Origin of the sequence: Neobacillus sp. B4I6 (assembly GCF_050434045.1) — a bacterium.
GTDB lineage: Bacteria > Bacillota > Bacilli > Bacillales > Cytobacillaceae > Neobacillus.
Genome location: NZ_JBNPWB010000002.1, coordinates 5,577,373 through 5,595,931 on the forward strand (window position 1 = coordinate 5,577,373; position 18,559 = coordinate 5,595,931).

Here is an 18,559-nt window from a genome sequence, read left to right on the forward strand (position 1 = left end):
CTCGCACCTGGAGTGGAGCGTGCTGAAGTCAAGATTAATTAAACGTTTGTGTAGTAGGGAAATGGAGGGCAATTAATAGAATTATGTAAGTTTAATAGAAACCTATCTGATTTTGTGGAAAGTTGGTATTTCCTGCGGAATTTTCTTCCGGTTATCGACAATTTTCATTCGTGCTTGGAAGGGAAGGTTCTTATAATTCAGTACTTGTAACTGTTTTAACTAAACGTTTGATTAGTATAGCCTATATGGAATTTAGTCGAACGGCTGTCGATTAGTGTCAAAAGTGGTTTGGACGCTTACTATCTCCAATTTTAATATCATTTAACAACCAAAAATAAAGGAGGACTGATCAGCCCTCCTTTTGATATGTATACCTATTATCGCTCACATGCAATAAAATCTTTATCCCGGTCACTTTTCTTATTAGCGTCATACAGCGCTTTTGAAACGTATGGCTTGTACCTAGTTTTCCCACCTTTGTTTTTAACATTAGATGCTCTTGCCACTCCACCTTTGAAATCCTTATTCAAAGCAGTACAGTTTTGGTAAGTTTTAATCTTTACCTGTGCTTCCGCAGAATCAGTCAAACTGAAGGATAACCCCACAACTAATCCCAAAGATAGTAAAATAGTAAACAACTTTTTCATATTTTTCATACTCCCTATATTGAAATCTAATTTCCATAATAGGATATTATTAGAAAAATATCAATACAAATATGATGAGTTCCGGTACATTGGCACTGCTCACATAGCCCTACCAATATTATAAATCTCCGTGCCTGTACACCCCTAAAGTGGTCGAGGATTGATAGGTTTTTAGATGGAAATAAAGTGATAACATGAAATTTCTATAATATTGTTGGGGTGGTTGGTTGTTGATCTTCTTTCTGAAAGGACAAATATCGGGCCATTTTTTATATGTGATTTTAGAGAGATTTTGCTGGGATTTGATGAATAGAGAAAAGCGCAAAGCACCATAGGATCTATGTTTAAGACAATGGTGCCTCGCGCTGTTTCATATTATCCTCGATTACAAGGTGGTTCCACCTCTTGGGGAATTGGACGTTGATAAACATTTTCCCCTAAACGATCTTTGAGTTCTTCTTTAGCTTTCATGAGCAGTTCCTGGTTTTTCATGATTTCAAATGCTGTTCCCGCTAAAACCTTTCCTGCCAAAAGCATTCCTTTATGAGCAATGGATGTCTTTCCGATTGTGACAACCTGCCAAGTGTGTGCAGGTGTTCCTAGTACCCAGCAGGCACTGCCTCAAGCTGAATCGAATGATTTTCCGTGTTCTTATGCGATTACAGCAAATGAAGAAGTGATTGGCCCATTAGGAGATGATACTTGTCTCCACTTTGAGAATTCTGTCGATCCCTATATCGAAAAACTAAGTGAAACATTGGATGTATCCATTCTACGTATTCAAAAATTAATGGCTGTGACTTCCAAGCTGCAGACAGATGAACTAACCGCAGAAGATTTGGCCTACCATCTGGGAATTACATTGCGCCAAGCCAATAGGATATTAAACCAACTGGAAGTAAAGGGTGCTGCTCGTATTTCATACAGAAAACAGGAAAAACTTAGAGGCCGTCCTAAAAAGGTTTACAAGCTGGACTTTAGGAATATCCCGTAGAAATCCCGGAGACCACGGGGACGGTTCTTGCGGTAGGAACGAACCTCATTAAATACTATGAGAACCGTACCTGTGGAGTCATTGTTGGGTGTTGATCTTCTTTCCGTTTTTAGGAAAGGAGGTAATAATCTTGGATACATTTCTTGAATTTCTACGAGAAGTTCTGAAGGGTATGATACGTGAAGTTAGCGCGTATTTCCTTCGGAAAAATGTTCTAGAAAACAGGAAAACCACCCTACGCCGTCGCAAGCAAAAGGGTGGTTCACATATAAAATAAACTTTAACAACCATCCCCCTGACGGTAAAGGTTGCAAGGGAGAAGTGTTAGTCGTTGTGGTTCTATGATTCAAACCATTTTTTCTAATGGGACACAATAGAATTAAGTCTCATGAGTTGTTATTTTTTTCAAAGAAAAAGACTGAAAGAGTTGTATTATCCCCTACAGGTAGACAGTAACTTAGCTATGGTGAATCAAGCCTTAGTATTCGTTGAAATACTCTTGGATCTTGTTAGAGTCTTCGGTTTTGGTGAGTGCCAACATCAACAGGATACGAGCTTTTTGAGGGTTAATGTTGCCAGAATTGACGAAGTGGTTGTCTACGTCAGTTTGTTCGTGAGTAACCATGCCTACTGGTACACGGGTGTCACGAACAACGACAACACCATTCTTCACAGCATCCTGCAGACCCGGAAGCGTTTTTTCATGGATAGAACCGTTACCTGTACCAGCGTGGATAATTCCCTTCGCACCGGCAGCAACCGTAGCGTCAACTATTACACGGTCATCATTGGCATGTGAATAAACAATATCAACACGATGCAGATTGTCTTCAGTGATCTTGCGAATGTCAAACTCGGAATCAGTGGTGTGCTTTTTAATTGGCAGGTTATAGAAATAGGGATTACCGCCTTGTATAATGCCGAGGGAGCCGAGCTCCGGATTATTGAAAGCATCAACGTCGGTGGTATTAGTTTTAAATGTGTCGCGAGCACTTCCAATCTTGTCATTCAGGGTGATCAGGACTCCCTTGCCGCGAGCTTCTTTGGAACCAGCAAGTGCTACAGCGTTGTACAGGTTCAACGGACCGTCAGCAGAGATTGACGTAGAGGGGCGCATTGAACCAACCACGACGATCGGTTTGTCAGAATGAACAGTCAGGTTGAGAAAGTAAGCCGTTTCCTCCATTGTATCGGTACCGTGGGTGATGACAACACCGTCACACTTTGGATCATCCAATTCCTTTTGGACTTCCTTCGCCAGTTTGACCATTATGGCATTAGTGTTAGACGTACCAGAATCAATGCGTGATATCTGCTCAGTGGAAATGTTAGCAATATCTTTTATCGTAGGAACTGCTTCTATTAGTTGATTTGGGGTTAGGACGCCAGCCTGATAGCCGGTTGTTTGGGTAGAATTAGAACCAGTTCCTGCGATGGTGCCACCCGTTGCCAGAATTTTAATGTTAGGTAATTTTTTCTCAACAGGATTGGTTGTATGAGATGTTGTAATCTGTTTAGCTTCAACAGGATGCGATGCACCAGTGTAACTTGAAGAGATGGTGATAATCCCGGTTGACATTAATGCTAGTGAGGTGAGAGCAACTTTTTTCTTTGTAGTTAGTTTCTTCATTAGAAATTCCTCCATATATCGTGTGATTGGCAAAAATAAAAGTGAAACTTCCATCAGTGGGATCTTACTGCCCGTTAATTCGGGATAAATCTTAGTAAGCGCTTTCGTGTTTGTTCTAAAAAAGGATAAGTTTAATTTATAATAAGAACTACTAAAACCTACAAAAACTCACAAAAAAATGAAAATTTAAAAAAAAAATAGTTTTAATATCAGTTAGCTGAAATGAAAACGATCATGTATGTGTATGGCTGAATGAACTAGGGTAATATTTTTATCAAAGAAGATTATTACTCGCGACTAGTTGATGAAATTCACGAAAATGGAAGTCGGCATTTAATTTAGGGTGACAGTCTTTCATTTGCTATTGTGCTAAAGTATTATTGTGTTAAAATTCTGAAAAATTGATTGACAGATAAGGTTACGTCACATAGAATAATTATCATAGCAATAGGATTTTAGAATATGAATAAAGGGATGATTATCCATGAGGCTGCGAAAAAAAATAGTTCAATATTCAAAAATGGTTATAAAAGAGGCTGGACTCCAATTCTAATAGGAATCGGAATCCAGCCTCTTTCTTTATTATACTAAAGTGCTAGAGGAGGAACGTTAATGATAACATTAACAGGTCAAAGTTTAACATTAAAACAAATGAAGGAAATTTTATTCGGAAATCAGAAGGTAAGCGCTTCAGAAATGAGTATGGAGGCTGCTAGAAAGAGTCGGGAAGCAGTAGAAAGAATAGTTTCAGAATCAAAAGTAGTCTATGGGATTACAACAGGGTTTGGAAAATTTAGTGATGTCCTTATTAATAAAGATCATGTTCAAGATCTTCAGCTTAATTTAATTCGTTCACATGCTTGCGGCGTAGGTGAGCCGTTCCCAGAGGTTGTTGCAAAAGCAATGGTTCTTCTTCGCGCTAACGCACTTTTAAAGGGCTATTCTGGAATTAGGCCGCTTGTTATTGAAAGGTTATTAGATTTAGTAAACAAGGATATTATCCCTGTGATTCCGCAGCAAGGTTCCCTTGGAGCAAGCGGAGATTTGGCACCGCTTTCACACCTGGCTTTAGTGCTAATCGGGGAAGGAGAAGTATTTTATAAAGGAAATCGAATGGATTCACTTGAAGCCTTACAGCAAGAAGGAATCTTCCCAGTAACACTTGAGGCAAAAGAAGGCCTTGCTCTTATCAATGGAACCCAAGCAATGACAGCAATGGGAGTTGTCGGTTATCTAGAAGCAGAACAACTCGCATACCAAAGTGAATTAATTTCCTCTATGACCATTGAAGGATTACATGGGATTATTGATGCCTTTGCTGCAGAGGTTCATATCGCAAGGGGTTATCAACAGCAAATTGATACCGCTGCACGAATCCGAGGTTACCTAAGCGATAGTTTATTGACGACGACACAGGGGGAATTGAGAGTACAGGATGCTTATTCCCTCCGCTGTATCCCGCAAGTTCATGGTGCCACGTGGCAAGCACTTGATTATGTAAAAGAAAAATTAGAAATTGAGATGAATGCAGCAACAGATAATCCACTAATTTTTGATGATGGTGAAAAGGTCATTTCCGGTGGTAACTTCCATGGACAGCCAATTGCGTTTGCAATGGATTTTATGAAAATTGCTGTTGCGGAATTGGCAAATATATCAGAACGACGAATTGAACGATTAATCAACCCACAGTTAAATGATTTACCGCCATTTTTAAGCCCTGAACCGGGACTACAATCTGGTGCTATGATCATGCAATATGTTGCCGCATCTCTTGTATCAGAAAACAAAACGCTGGCACATCCAGCAAGTGTAGATTCGATTCCTTCTTCGGCGAATCAAGAGGATCATGTAAGCATGGGAACGATCGGTTCAAGGCATGCTCATCAAATTATTCAGAATACTAGAAGAGTCCTCGCAATTGAGTTCATTTGTGCGATGCAGGCGGTTGAATACCGTGGAGTTGAAAAAATGGCAAGCCAAACAAAACGGCTTTATGAGAAGGGAAGAGAAATGGTTCCTTCGATTAAAAAGGACCGGATATTCTCAAAAGATATTGAAAAATCTGCTGAAGGTCTGAAAACAATGAATCTCTCAAAATTACTTCAGCAAGTGGACAAAGTAAACAAATAAGAAGAAGACCTACTAACAAACGTAATTGAAAATGAAATTCATATTTTAAGACACCTTTTAGATTCTTGCTAATCTTCTAGTAATTTTCTCTATGCTCTTAATGAATTGATCGATTAAAAAAAAGAATTATCAACGCAATCAACAAATGCTAGAGTAAGGAGTTACTATAACTATAATAAGAGGTGTTATATGCAAAATACTGCACTTAAATCCCAAGAAACAGTACAAGAACACGAGTATGGCGAACATTTAGAAAGAAAGCTTAAAACACGGCATCTTTCCATGATTGCTATCGGAGGAACAATTGGAACAGGGTTATTTTTAGCCAGTGGAACCACGATTCATGATGCTGGTCCTGGTGGAGCTTTAGCTGCCTATATAATTGCAGGAATAATGGTATATTTTATCATGGGCAGCTTAGGAGAAATGGCATCTTTTATTCCGATTTCAGGTTCTTTTAGTACGTATACCTCAAGGTTTGTCGACCCTGCACTGGGTTTTGCTGTTGGTTGGAACTATTGGTACAATAATGCGATTATTTTTGCTTTGGAATTATCAGCATCAGCAATGATCATGAAATATTGGTTTCCCGATGCCCCAGGTATTATTTGGAGCGCAAGTTTCCTTATACTTATTTTTGGCCTAAACGTTTTATCCGTTAAGGGTTACGGTGAATCAGAATTTTGGTTTTCATTGATTAAAGTTGCAACCATTTTAATCTTTATTGTTGTTGGATTATTAATGATCTTTGGAATATTGAAGGGTCATGCTGGCGGTTTTGAAAATTTCACAAAAGGAGAAGCACCATTTAAAGGCGGCTTGTTATCCATATTTAGTGTATTTATGGTAGTAGGATTTGCTTTTCAAGGCACGGAGCTTGTCGGAATTACAGCCGGTGAAAGTGAAAATCCTGAGAAAAATTTACCTAAGGCAGTGAAACAGATCTTCTGGAGAATTTTATTGTTTTATGTTTTAGCGATTTTTATTATTGGATGTATAATTAGCTATAACGACCCAAAATTATTAAGCGCAGATTTAGCGAATATTGCAGTGAGTCCGTTTACTTTAGTATTTGAAAATGCAGGACTTGCCTTTGCGGCTGCTGCCATGAATGCAGTAATCCTTACTTCAGTTCTGTCAGCAGGAAATTCCACTTTATACGCCGCTTCGCGCGTCCTTTGGGTATTAGCGGAAGAAGGAAAAGCTCCGTCATTCTTGAAAAAGGTAAATAAAGGTGGTGTTCCGATTTACGCATTATACATGTCAACCTTTGTTGGGATGCTGTGCTTCCTTACCTCCTTTTTTGGTGATGGAACTGTTTATTCTTGGTTATTAAACGCTGCGGGCTTAGCTGGTTATATCTCTTGGTTAAGTATTTCGGTTACACATTATCGATTCCGTAAAGCTTATGTTGCACAAGGAAAAGATTTCAAAGATCTGCCCTATAAAGCAAAGTGGTTCCCATTAGGTCCAATTTTGGCGACAGTATTATGTTTAGTCGCAATGCTTGGAACAAATTATGGGGCATTTATCGGCTCTAAGGTTGACTGGTATGGTATATTGGTTTCTTATATTGGACTACCTCTATTCCTAATGAGTTATTTAGGCTATAAAATTGTTAACAAAACAAAAATGGTTCCATTAAAAGAGGCGGATTTCCGCAGAGATTAAGTATTTATTATTCATCTCATAGCATTCTTTTCCTTTGTTTTAAAATTTTCAAAGTAGTAACTTGAAGGCCCCTATTATTTCAATATTTTTGATGTATGGGCGGAATGGTGTAATAACGCTCTCAAAGCCTTGATATATATGGGTTATTGAATAAGAGAGTAAATTTCTAACATTTTGAATTTCCGAGGATTTTAACGGAAGCTTCTCATAAGTTGAGTAAACTTTTGGGGGGCTTCTTTTTTATTTCTTGCGTTACGTAGAAAGAGGCAAGCACCCTTGAAAAAAATTGGCTGTGTTAAAGGTTATTGTTATTTTGCCACTCTGTTGATTGAAGCAGAAGGCGCGAAGACTCATTTTAATTAATAGAATATTATTTTAGTAGAAGGGAGAATTGAAAAAGAGAACACCAGAAAATAACAAACATTTAATATTAATCGTTTTTTTTGTATCCGTTCCCAATTTATACACAATTTGTAATTTTCGGAATTTATTATTATAATAGAGTAAAATTCTATCATTTATGATGTTTCATCAGTTTGAATCCGTTTTTAATTATAGAAAAGGGGGGGTCTTGTTGATTCAGATAAAGCAATTATACAAGTCATTTGATTCATTGGAGGTGCTGAAGGGAATCGATTTGTCTGTTCAGCCGAAGGAAGTGGTGGTATTGGTGGGAGCCAGCGGTTCAGGAAAGAGTACATTGCTGCGCTGTATTAACTTCCTTGAAGTTTATGATAAAGGAGAGGTATGGATAAACAACGAACAGATCGATCCGGGGAAAACGGATTTAAATCGAGTACGTGCAGAAGTTGGGATGGTCTTTCAACATTTCAATCTCTTTCCACATAAAACAGTGCTGGAGAATATCATCGAAGCCCCGATGCATGTAAAAAGGGAAAGAAAGGAGGATGCGAAGAAGGCGGCCTATAGTCTTCTGGAGAAGGTGGGATTAAGCGATAAGGCCAATACATATCCGAATTTATTGTCCGGGGGACAGAAGCAGCGGCTTGCCATCGCCCGTGCGCTTGCCATGAAACCCAATGTGATGCTTTTTGATGAGCCAACCTCCGCGCTTGATCCAGAATTGGTAGGGGAAGTTTTGCAGGTCATGAAAGAACTGGCCAATGAAGGGATGACTATGGTAATAGTTACCCACGAGATGGGATTTGCCCGGGAAGTAGCAGATCGTGTTGTCTTTATGGGAGATGGACAGATTCTTGAACAGGGGGCACCTAAGACATTTTTTGAAAATCCGCAGCATGTAAAAGCAAAGCAATTTCTTAACAGTATTCTATAGCCAATGATAAGGGGGAAGAAATAATGAAAAAGTCAATTATCAGTCTTGTAGCGGCCTGTATGGCTGGAGTTTTGATCATGGCAGGGTGTGGAGCGAAAGAACAAGTTTCCCAGTCGACTTCTGCAGGGAAAAAAGAGTTTCACTATGCCATGAGTGGGCTGTTCAAACCGTTTAATTATAAAGAAAGCAACGAACTGAAGGGATTTGATGTTGAGATCGGCAAGGCACTTGCTAAAAAAATGGGAATGAAGGCCGTTCCGGTAACGAATCCTTGGGAAACGATCATCCAAGGCCTACAAGCCAAAAAATACGATGCCATCCTGGGCAGCATGACGATTACGGATGAGCGAAAAAAGGTGGTTGACTTTTCAAATCCTTATTACAGATCAGGCTCACAGGTTTTTGTATCGGAAAATAATACGGATATCAAATCGCCGGAGGATTTGAAAGGGAAGCGTATCGGGGTCGCCAAGGGAACGCCTTATAAGGATCTGGCGTTAAAATACACATCAAAAGAAAACATTGTTGAATATGATACAGATTTAGTGGCTCTTATGGATCTTCCTACCAAAAGAATTGACGCTGCAATAACCGATCGAATGGTCGGACTGCCGATTATCAAGGCCGGTACCGTTAAAATCAAGGATGTTGGAAAGCCTATGACACATGATGATCAAGCGATTGCCGTCAGGAAAGAGGATAAGGAATTAATGGACAAGATGAACAAAGCTTTGGATGAAATCATAAAGGACGGCACTTATGACAAAATTTCTAATAAATATTTTGGCCGCAACATTTTAGGAACAAACAACTAGAGTGGGTGAAAAAGGGTGCCCTCGAGGGGCACCTGATAACAGATCATACGTGGGGTGAATCCATTTGCTAGAAATTCTTCTTTCCAATTATAAACTTTTTTTTGAAGCAACGTTGCTTACGCTTAAGGTTACCATTACATCTCTTCTGATTGGCTGTCTTATTGGCTTAATTTTTGCCTTTTTTCGTCTCTCTAATAACAAATTTTTGAACTTTATTGCTCATGTCTATATCACCTTGATCCGTGGAACTCCACTTATTGTTCAGATTGCGGTTCTTTATTTTGGCATCACATCGATTGTGACTCTGTCGCAGTTCTGGGCCGGAGCGATTGGCTTGGCTATTCATTGTGGGGCTTATATTGCCGAAATCTTCCGCGGGGCCATTCAATCTATTGACCGCGGGCAAATGGAAGCTGCAAGATCACTTGGAATGTCCTATCCGTTGGCAATGAGAAGAATCATTCTGCCCCAAGCGTTTAAATCAGCCATCCCTTCACTCAGTAACCAGTTCATCATTGGTTTAAAGGACTCTTCTCTTGTTGCCTACGTGGGCATGGGTGATTTGTGGGGGGCGGGCCTTAGCGTCGCGGCATCCAGCTTTCAACAATTGAATTCGTATGTGATTGTAGGATTGTATTATTTTGTTCTTGTGTTTATCTTCTCTTTCCTCTCCGGCAAACTAGAATCAAGAATGAATGTAACAGAGCCAGGAAGGAAGCAGAAGTCAAATTCAATATTTAATCCTTTTAAAAAGCCGGCGGAAGAGATAAACAGAGTGTAATTAAAAATAAGGTTGAAAACGAGGGCTGTCAGGTCCTGAAAAAAAGCGGATTAGACACATGTAAATGTGGGTTCTAATTCGCTTTTTTTGGGTGGACTGAATCCCCCTCTTGTAGAAAGGAAGATTAACTGGAGATTTTTAGGGAATTAAAGGACCTGAAATGGTGCTGTCACATCAGAATAATCTGTTTGAAATAATTCCAACCTCTTTTTGTTCTATAATATTTATGATTGAAAAGTATAGAATTTTGGATGTCCTTTACTAAGGAATATTCATAGAAAGGGGAATGTTTAAATGGATTTTTGCACAAATTGTGGTGAAAAATATATGAATCTAGTAGATTTCTGTACAAACTGTGGTTCAAGGGTTGCACAAGATAATAAGAACATGCCCTCAACCTTAAAAACGCGCATGGAAATAAAGAAAAATCGTTTGAAAACGAGATTGTTAGTAGGACTCGGATCGATTATCGGTTTGCTGCTCGTCATAAGCTTTACCTTAATGGTTAAAGATTTTTTTCAGCCTGGACTTAAATCGAATGTAGCAGCCACCAAAACGATTGATCAATCAAAAGATAAAGCTGTAGAAAATAAAGATCAATCTAGTCATGATCACCATTCAACAAAAGAAAAAAGTCATGAAAGTTCAAATCTTCCCTCTTCAGATCATATTTTGGCTGCTAGTGATAAGATGGTGGTGAGTGAAGAAGACATTGCTAATCTTACAAAAGGGCAGCTGCGTATAGCAAGAAATGAAATCTATGCACGTCATGGGTATGTCTTTAAATCACAGGATTTGCAAGCATATTTTTCAAGTAAGTCATGGTATCATCCAGACCCTTCCTTTGATGGCTCTTTAAATGAAGTAGAAAAAGAAAATGTAGACTTCATAAAGGTGAGAGAGGACAGTCTTTAGTGAGTTTCTTTTTTTAGGAAGACCCAAGTGATTAATCTTCACTTGGGTAGTGATTTAAGTTGTATTAGCGGTTTTCTTCATAGTCTAACCTGCACCTCAGTACCGTCTTTAGCTTTGACATCTACCAGCACGATCCCTTTATGATTTTTCAGTTCCTTTAAGATTGGCTTTAGCGTTTCTTTGTCAATCAGTGGAATGGTAAAGTTCAGTTTTTTTCTTTCGAAGTGCTCTTTTGTCCATTTGTTTGCATGGTGATGAAGCAATTTTGAAGACAAAATTGATATACCCATGTTTAAAATGGCATATGGAATGGGGATGGTGAGCCGAACGTCTTTTGCTTTCACTTTTAAATGCAGCATAAGCAACTCACTATTCAATGATGACAGAAACGGTATCTCCGTTTGCCGATTTAACATCAACAATTTGGCCATCCAATTCGTTTTCCATTGCTTCAATAATCAGGTTTATGTCTAGATCCTTTACATATTTTTCTGATTGAGGAATACTCGCTGCGATGCTGTGTCCAGCCTTTAATACTACCTGGATAAGTTTTATGGGCAAATTGACCGTGACGTTATTATTTTCAGCTGATACTACACGAATTTTTAATGTTTTATCTAAATATTTAGTCGGTTTTTCTACTAGCTTACTTCCTGCTTCTTCTTTCTCTTTTAATACTTGGATAAGTTCTGATCCCTTATCTGCATCAATTTTTCCTTCTTGGACCATTGCTAATACTTTGGCAATTTCCTCTCTCATGGTAAATTCCTCCCTATTCGTCTTTTAAGAGCTTAATGGCTTCTTCAGGAGTGATCTCTCCATTTTCCAACATGGCGACAACCTTTTTCTCGTCTACTTCATTTTTCTTCTTCTGCCCATATCCAAGGGATGAAATGATGTCTGTTAGCTTGCCTCGAACCGTTGGATACGAAATCCCCATTTCCTTTTCAACTTCTTTGATATTCCCTCTGCATGTTAAAAATACTTCCACAAAATGAAGCTGATCCTTTGATAATGACGCCAGCTTGGATAATTCAAATTCATTTTCAATCGTCGTGTGACAATGAGAGCAATGCAACTTCGTAATCTTCAATGTTTTGCTGCAGACGGGACAATTTGTAATTACTTGATAGGCCATAATGAATTCCTCTCTTTTATTTGATTATATATCAAGAAATTTATATAGCGAATAAGGAAACTTAATTTTATTAACAAAAACATTAAAATAATTAATTAGTGGATCAATATTATTAATTCGGCGTTTTTATTCATCTGATTTTGTGATTTTTAATTTTATGACAAAAAAGACGCACTTCGACGTTCTTTTTATAGATTCAATGGAATAAAACCAGGAGTGGAAGGGGGTGAAGGCAATTTTAATTAAACGTTTGTGTAATGTTGAAAAAAGTGAAAGAAGGTAGAATTCTGTTAGTTAGATAGAATGGAGTCATTTTCTGGGGAATAAAGTTCTTTTTTCTGAGTATATCTAAAGATCTTCTCGACAAATATTTTTGTTCCAAGCTGACTAAAATCCTTTCATAGCGATGTTTTCTTTCTATTTAATCAAACGATTATTTAGTATATCACATAAGAAAAATGGTCGATATATGTCCTTTTAAAAGGAAAAGCTCGCAATGTTGGGATAGGGATTAATTTTCATACATCTTTCAACAATCACTCACATCATGGGTATTTTTAATGGAAAAACCTTAGAGATAATGGAAAAACTATATCACATTTTATAATTCATTGACGGAGCAAACCGCTCAGAATAAGATGTGAGAAAAAGAGCCCTATGGGAATGAATGACAGAAAAAAACCATCGAATGTATATTTGGTAGCGCTATCATTTTAGGGCCTAATGAAAGGAAGCATGCTTACATAAGCTTCAATATAAAAAATAGATAGAGGGAGAGGAGAAACAATGAAAAACGTGAAAAAGGGCTATTTGTGGCTGGTTTTCTTTTTGGGCATCTTTTTTGTGGCGTTATCACCAAACACAAGTTATGCCAAACAACCAGAATCATCTTATTGGTATCCCGAGCAATTATTGAACTGGACGCCAGAGAACGATCCCGATGCTGTGTTTAACCGCAGCCAAATTCCATTGGGCAAACGGGAAGTGCTATACAAAGTAAATGACAATGCCCAGTCAGAAGCAAAGGTAGTGGCTTTGTCAGCACTCAACCCCACAACGAGTGGTGCACCATCTCAAGGCGGGAATGAATTTTTGGCAAATACATTCAGTTATTGGCAGTATGTTGACCTTATGGTGTATTGGGCAGGTTCTGCCGGTGAAGGGATTATCGTGCCGCCAAGTGCGGACGTCATTGACGCTGCCCATAAAAACGGCGTACCGATTTTGGGAAACGTTTTCTTTCCACCAACGGTATATGGCGGAAAGGTTGAGTGGCTGAACCAAATGTTGACCCAACGGGAGGATGGCTCCTTCCCTGCTGCGGACAAGCTGCTTGAAGCCGCACGCTATTACGGATTTGACGGCTGGTTTATTAACCAAGAGACCGAAGGCGGTGATGCCAAAACGGCTCAAAAAATGAAAGAATTCCTTATCTATCTTCAGCAGCATAAGCCAGAAGGCATGCAGATCATGTGGTACGATTCGATGACGAAAGACGGGAAGGTTCGCTGGCAAAATGCTTTGACCGATCAAAACAGCAGCTTCCTGCAGGATGGCGGGTCACGTGTTTCTAACAGTATGTTTTTAAACTTCTGGTGGAGCGACCAGCAGTCTTCTTTTAATAAAGCTCAGGAACTTGGCAGAAGCCCGTATGATTTATTTACCGGGATTGATGTGGAAGCCAATGGTACAAGCACAAAGGTTGCTTGGGATGGGATTTTCCCTGAGGGTAAAGCACCATTAACTTCTTTAGGAATTTATCGTCCGGACTGGGCCTTTAAAAAGGCTGAGACAATGGAGGAGTTTTATCAGAAGGAAAATGAATTCTGGGTTGGGAAATCGGAAAACCCTGCAGTAACCAGCAATAACGGTACATGGAAAGGGATGGCCCACTATTTTACCGCTAAAACTGCGATCGAGGAACTTCCCTTTGTCACTCATTTTAATACAGGAAGCGGCAAGTTTTTCGCAACAGATGGAAAGACGGTAAGCAGTCAGTCTTGGAATAACCGCAGTCTCCAGGATATCCTCCCGACCTGGCGCTGGCTGAAAGAAGGCGGACAAGCGGTTGACGTAGATTTCGATTGGGATAAGGCCTATTACGGTGGAAGCTCGTTAAAACTATCAGGAACGATTGAAGCTGACAACCCAACACATATTAAGCTTTATAAAACCAATCTGCCGATCCAAAAGGATACGGAAATCTCGCTGACTTACAAAACAAATTTGAAAAAACCAAACATGAAATTGGGAGTCAGCTTTACTGACAAACCCGACCAATTTGTGTTTTTTGATGTGAAAAAACAAAGTCATAACCAGTGGACTACCGATACATTTAAACTAAAAAAATACAGTGATAAAAACATCGCAGCCATCTCGCTTTTGGTTGAAAGTGATGAGGAAGTGAAAGGTTTTACGACCAATATTGGAGAAATCAAGGTTTATAACAAACAGGAAAAACACAATGTCATCGATTCTCCGAACCATGCAAAGGTAAATGAAATTGAGTTTAACAAAGGAATCTATGCGGATGTCCCGCTTGCGTGGGAGCCGTCTGATGCCGATGTGAGCCACTATGAAATTTACCGGAAGCTGCCGAACAATCAAAAAGAGTTCGTTGGCGCTACACCTAACCAGGTTTATTACCTTTCCAATCTGAAGCGAAGCGGTAAAGAAAGCGGCACCACTTTGGAAATTGTTGCGGTGAACAAAGAGTTCAAACGCAGCGAGCCAACAGCAGTTACGTTCGATTGGCCGCCATATCCAAAGCCGGAAGCAGATTTCCGTGCCGATAAAACGGTAGCAGCTCCAGGGCAGGAAATTCATTTTCTTAATCAGTCATCAGAAGTAACAGAAGAAGTAGAATGGCATTTTGAAGGTGGGACTCCAGCTGTAAGTAATGAGGAAAATCCGGTCGTCACCTATGAGAAAGATGGCGTCTACTCTGTTACCCTGATTGCGAAAAACAGCGAGGGTGAAAGTGTCCTGACAAAAGAAGCGATGATTACCATTTCTGAAGCAGCCAAGGACATTAAAAATGTGGCGTTGAATAAGACCACCATCGCGAGCGGACAATGTTCACCAACTGAAGCGGCGAAGTTTGCGTTCGATGGTAAGGTAACGGATAACAGTAAATGGTGCGCATTGGGGACTGCTCCTCATTGGTTACAGGTGGATCTTGGTGATCAATTTGCAATTTCAAAGTTTTTCATTCGCCATGCACAGGCGGGCGGGGAACCGCAAGCCTTTAACACCCAGGCATTTAGGATTGAAATAAGCACGGATGGAGAAAATTGGACAGAGGCTGTTAAGGTTACGGATAATACAGCGGCTGTTTCAGAACACAGCATAGCTTTAACAAACGCACGCTATGTTCGTTTGTGGATTGACAAACCAACCCAAGGCGGAGATACGGCTGCGAGGATTTTTGAATTTGAAGTCCATGGATATCTCAATCGGTAGTATTTTAATTAGTAAGAGGAGGAGCAATATGAGGAGAAAAAAAAGCAAGTTGTTCGGCCGCATTTTATCTGTATCGGCTGCTTTCATGTTACTCGGTTCACTGGGTGCACCTGGGGCAAAAGCCAGCGTTAATGGGGACGGGTCGGACGTCGTCAATGAGAATTATGCGGACAAGCTTAGTCTAAAGCCTCTGGCCCCGGCTTTTAGGGTGGAAACACTTCTGCAGTGGTCACCTGAAAGGGACCCGGATGCCGAAATAGACCGTGCCAGCATTCCGTTAAACAAAAATCGCTTTAAAGGTTCCCAGGTTAATCCGATGGCCAATCCAAAGGCTGGCATCACCTCTGCTGCGATTACGAACTGGAATCATGATGAGGCCAGCTCTGTCGGAGGCAATGAATTTAATGTATATGCTTTCGACAACTGGCAATTACTAGATTCCTATATTTACTGGTCAGGAACCAATGAAGGAATTTTTGCGATTCCTACACCGGATATCGTCGATGCTGCCCACCGTAATGGGGTACCTGTTTATGCTACGCTTGGTTTCCCATGGGGCAGGTCAGCTGAAGGAGTCGCTGAAATAGAAAAGTTTACACAACAGAAACAAGACGGTAGTTTCCCAGTTGCCGACAAGATGATTGAAGTGGCGCAATACTATGGTTTTGATGGCTATTTTTTCAATCAGGAGACGTATGGTGTCAGTAAGGCAACAGCCGAACGCATGAATGAAATGATGCGCTATATTAAACGAAATTCAGACCTCAATATCAGCTGGTATGACGCTCAGGACAATACGGGAGCAATCAACTACCAGGATTCCATCAACAGCAAAAATGACATGTATGTGAAACCGGCAGAAGATGGGGTATATGCCGTTGATGAGTTCTTTTTAAACTATAACTGGACAACCAGTAAGATTAACACCACCGTAGGAACGATGAGAAGCCATAACCGCAGCCCGTTTGATGCCTATGCGGGTTTTGAAATTCAACAGAATTCTTATAATACCAAAATTAATACCAATGCACTGCTCGATGAAAAGAAACAGCCAAAAGTGTCGATTGCCCTTTATGCGCCAAACTCGACAATGGGATTAGCGGCTGATCCTGCTGACTTCCATGAAAAAGAAAAGGATTTATGGACAGGTCCGCAGGGTGATCCCACCCGTGCAGATGATTCGGCTGATTGGAAAGGGATGGCACGTTTTGTCACTGATGCATCTGTTATTCAATCGAAGCCGTTTACCACTAACTTTAACAGCGGCCACGGAAAACAATATTTTGTGAACGGGAAAATCGCCAATGACCTTGAGTGGAATAACCGCTCTATCCAGGATATCATGCCGACTTGGCGCTGGTGGATCCGCAGTCAAGGCAGCAGAATCAAGGTAGCCTATGATTTTGATAAAGCCTTTAACGGAGGCAATTCCCTGAAATTTAGCGGTGCACTCGAAGCGGGTTCTGTCAATGACACGATGCTGTACAGTTCAAAACTTCCGATTACGGACACAACAAAGGTCCGTGTTGTTTATCAAAACCAATCGGGAGCGGATGTGTCGCTCGGTGTGGCCTATAGTGAAGACTATGCACAAAACAACATGAAATATTATCCACTGCCTAAGTCGGGTGATGGCTGGCAGACAACGGTTGTCGATCTTGGAAAGGATGCAGGGAAAACAGCCTATGCTTTAAGTCTGAAAGTCAACAACTCTGAAAAAATAGAAGACTACTCTATTCATTTAGGTCAGCTGTCCGTATATGATGCTGCGGCTGCGGTTCTAACGAAACCTGCAGATGTGAAAATTTTAGAAAAGATGCCGAAAACAGCCTTTGAGGCGGAAGCTCGTCTAAGTTGGTCTGAACAGAAGAATATCTTGCATTATGAGGTTTACCAAGAGAATGCCGATGGCGTCGAAACCCTATTAGGAGTAACACCGAATAACTATTTCTATACACCAAATATTACGAGAGCGATAGAAAATGCATCGGCTGATAACATCACGAAACTGAAAGTGGTGCCGGTCAATCAGGATTATATACGTGGTCAAGCTGCCGTCGTCTCTTTTGATTGGGGAATGGGTACGGATGCAACAGAGATTGAGCAAAACCCCACTTCTCCTAATGTGGCGCTAAAGGCCAAGGTAACCTCTGTCTCCGCTGAAAATGCAGCAGAACCTGCCTCTAAAGCACTGGACGGAACTGCACTCGCAAATAGTAAATGGTGCGCAACCAATATGAAAACCGGTTATATGACGATTGATATTGGTGAGGAGAAAACCATCCGCCGCTGGCGTGTTGAACATGCTGAATATGGCGGGGAAGCCAATAACATGAACACCGTGGATTTTGAGCTGCTTTATAAAAATAAAAATGGCGAATGGATTAGCGCCAAACGGATTACAGATAATACGAAAGCTGTGACAGATGTGGTGTTAGATCAGCCTGTTACGGCAAGGGAATTCAAACTGCAGATTTATAATAGCGGTACTTCCCCTTGGGGTGCGATCCGTATCTATGATTGGCAGATGTTTGAAAGTTCTGCCCTGCCGAGAACAGAAAATGTGATGATGCATTTTGTAAAGGCTGAAAATAATGCAGGGGCCCAAGATAAGGTAACCATTGAAAGAGTGAAAAAAGGTCAAACGGTTCGGCTATATAAGTCCTTGGATGCAAAGAGTATTCTGGCAGAAAAGACGGCTGACCAAGACGGAACGATCACATTTGAACAGTTGGATTTCGGTTCTGAGTCTGGAAGAATCTATTACACTATCCAACAGGAAGATGAAAGAGAAAGCCTAAGGTTTAGTGCCGCTTACTTGAACGAAAAGGTAACGCAAGTCATTCGTCAAATCAACGCTCTTCCTGACGTGGATCAATTGGCGTTAGATGATAGGAATCGTGTCAATGACTGCAAAGTTGCCTACAACAAGCTTCATCCAACCTTACGAAAACAGGTAACAAACTATGACCGTCTGGTTCAGTTAATGGATCGGATGGAGGAATTAAAAAAGGATTTTAATAATGGAAATTAAATAAGTGAAGGGGGCAGACCTCATTGCATGAAAGCAATGATC

At 40.3% G+C, this 18,559-nt stretch carries 15 protein-coding genes; 9 read left to right on the forward strand and 6 right to left on the reverse strand.

Annotated features, from left to right (window positions below):
• Positions 1 to 377: 377 nt before the first annotated feature.
• Complete coding sequence (locus QF028_RS29790; RefSeq protein WP_429471137.1) at positions 378 to 647, reverse strand: excalibur calcium-binding domain-containing protein; 270 nt, start codon at positions 645 to 647, stop codon at positions 378 to 380.
• A gap of 375 nt (positions 648 to 1,022) precedes the next feature.
• Entirely contained in the window at positions 1,023 to 1,178 is a 156-nt protein-coding gene (locus QF028_RS29795; protein ID WP_429471139.1) for a hypothetical protein, read from the reverse strand.
• A gap of 37 nt (positions 1,179 to 1,215) precedes the next feature.
• Here QF028_RS29795 and QF028_RS29800 point away from each other — a divergent pair, with 37 nt between their 5' ends.
• Positions 1,216 to 1,641, forward strand: a complete 426-nt coding sequence (locus tag QF028_RS29800) for a hypothetical protein (protein WP_429471141.1) — start codon at positions 1,216 to 1,218, stop codon at positions 1,639 to 1,641.
• 478 nt (positions 1,642 to 2,119) lie between these two features.
• Here the strand turns inward: QF028_RS29800 and QF028_RS29805 are convergent, their stop codons facing one another.
• The gene (locus QF028_RS29805; RefSeq protein ID WP_429471142.1) at positions 2,120 to 3,271 is read right to left on the reverse strand and encodes an asparaginase; all 1,152 of its coding nucleotides are present in this window, start codon (positions 3,269 to 3,271) and stop codon (positions 2,120 to 2,122) included.
• A 612-nt stretch (positions 3,272 to 3,883) separates the two neighbouring features.
• Between QF028_RS29805 and hutH the strand changes: the two genes are divergently transcribed.
• The 6 genes from hutH (at position 3,884) to QF028_RS29835 (ending at position 10,883) form a co-directional block, all read left to right on the forward strand.
• Positions 3,884 to 5,404 (forward strand): histidine ammonia-lyase, encoded by a 1,521-nt coding sequence (hutH, locus tag QF028_RS29810; RefSeq protein WP_429471144.1) that lies wholly within the window; start codon positions 3,884 to 3,886, stop codon positions 5,402 to 5,404.
• Between the two features lie 189 nt (positions 5,405 to 5,593).
• Positions 5,594 to 7,075 carry an amino acid permease gene (locus QF028_RS29815; RefSeq protein WP_429471146.1) on the forward strand — a complete coding sequence of 494 codons (1,482 nt, stop codon included), beginning with the start codon at positions 5,594 to 5,596 and terminating at the stop codon, positions 7,073 to 7,075.
• A 574-nt stretch (positions 7,076 to 7,649) separates the two neighbouring features.
• Positions 7,650 to 8,372 (forward strand): amino acid ABC transporter ATP-binding protein, encoded by a 723-nt coding sequence (locus QF028_RS29820; protein ID WP_429471148.1) that lies wholly within the window; start codon positions 7,650 to 7,652, stop codon positions 8,370 to 8,372.
• Positions 8,373 to 8,395: 23 nt separating this feature from the next.
• Positions 8,396 to 9,187, forward strand: coding sequence for an ABC transporter substrate-binding protein (locus QF028_RS29825; protein WP_429471150.1), 792 nt, complete (start codon positions 8,396 to 8,398; stop codon positions 9,185 to 9,187).
• A 64-nt stretch (positions 9,188 to 9,251) separates the two neighbouring features.
• Positions 9,252 to 9,968, forward strand: a complete 717-nt coding sequence (locus QF028_RS29830) for an amino acid ABC transporter permease (RefSeq protein ID WP_410887071.1) — start codon at positions 9,252 to 9,254, stop codon at positions 9,966 to 9,968.
• Positions 9,969 to 10,262: 294 nt separating this feature from the next.
• Positions 10,263 to 10,883: a YARHG domain-containing protein gene (locus tag QF028_RS29835; protein WP_429471153.1), complete on the forward strand. Its 621-nt coding sequence runs from the start codon at positions 10,263 to 10,265 to the stop codon at positions 10,881 to 10,883.
• Between the two features lie 77 nt (positions 10,884 to 10,960).
• Here the strand turns inward: QF028_RS29835 and QF028_RS29840 are convergent, their stop codons facing one another.
• From QF028_RS29840 to QF028_RS29850, 3 genes are read right to left on the reverse strand one after another with little or no spacing between them, the layout of a single operon-like run.
• Entirely contained in the window at positions 10,961 to 11,242 is a 282-nt protein-coding gene (locus QF028_RS29840; protein ID WP_429471155.1) for a hypothetical protein, read from the reverse strand.
• A gap of 10 nt (positions 11,243 to 11,252) precedes the next feature.
• Entirely contained in the window at positions 11,253 to 11,642 is a 390-nt protein-coding gene (locus QF028_RS29845) for an SHOCT-like domain-containing protein (RefSeq protein ID WP_429471157.1), read from the reverse strand.
• Between the two features lie 13 nt (positions 11,643 to 11,655).
• Positions 11,656 to 12,021, reverse strand: coding sequence for a DUF2089 domain-containing protein (locus QF028_RS29850; RefSeq protein ID WP_168241107.1), 366 nt, complete (start codon positions 12,019 to 12,021; stop codon positions 11,656 to 11,658).
• A gap of 786 nt (positions 12,022 to 12,807) precedes the next feature.
• Here QF028_RS29850 and QF028_RS29855 point away from each other — a divergent pair.
• Positions 12,808 to 15,483, forward strand: coding sequence for an endo-beta-N-acetylglucosaminidase (locus QF028_RS29855; RefSeq protein WP_429471159.1), 2,676 nt, complete (start codon positions 12,808 to 12,810; stop codon positions 15,481 to 15,483).
• 28 nt (positions 15,484 to 15,511) lie between these two features.
• Positions 15,512 to 18,517, forward strand: coding sequence for an endo-beta-N-acetylglucosaminidase (locus QF028_RS29860; protein ID WP_429471161.1), 3,006 nt, complete (start codon positions 15,512 to 15,514; stop codon positions 18,515 to 18,517).
• Positions 18,518 to 18,559: the final 42 nt, after the last annotated feature.

Coding starts and splice junctions, on each gene's coding strand:
- QF028_RS29790 (WP_429471137.1), bottom strand. CDS start 647: ATGAAAAAGTTGTTTACTATTTTACTATCTTTGGGATTAGTTGTGGGG.
- QF028_RS29805 (WP_429471142.1), bottom strand. CDS start 3,271: ATGAAGAAACTAACTACAAAGAAAAAAGTTGCTCTCACCTCACTAGCA.
- hutH (WP_429471144.1), top strand. CDS start 3,884: ATGATAACATTAACAGGTCAAAGTTTAACATTAAAACAAATGAAGGAA.
- QF028_RS29815 (WP_429471146.1), top strand. CDS start 5,594: ATGCAAAATACTGCACTTAAATCCCAAGAAACAGTACAAGAACACGAG.
- QF028_RS29825 (WP_429471150.1), top strand. CDS start 8,396: ATGAAAAAGTCAATTATCAGTCTTGTAGCGGCCTGTATGGCTGGAGTT.
- QF028_RS29835 (WP_429471153.1), top strand. CDS start 10,263: ATGGATTTTTGCACAAATTGTGGTGAAAAATATATGAATCTAGTAGAT.
- QF028_RS29840 (WP_429471155.1), bottom strand. CDS start 11,242: ATGCTGCATTTAAAAGTGAAAGCAAAAGACGTTCGGCTCACCATCCCC.
- QF028_RS29845 (WP_429471157.1), bottom strand. CDS start 11,642: ATGAGAGAGGAAATTGCCAAAGTATTAGCAATGGTCCAAGAAGGAAAA.
- QF028_RS29850 (WP_168241107.1), bottom strand. CDS start 12,021: ATGGCCTATCAAGTAATTACAAATTGTCCCGTCTGCAGCAAAACATTG.
- QF028_RS29855 (WP_429471159.1), top strand. CDS start 12,808: ATGAAAAACGTGAAAAAGGGCTATTTGTGGCTGGTTTTCTTTTTGGGC.
- QF028_RS29860 (WP_429471161.1), top strand. CDS start 15,512: ATGAGGAGAAAAAAAAGCAAGTTGTTCGGCCGCATTTTATCTGTATCG.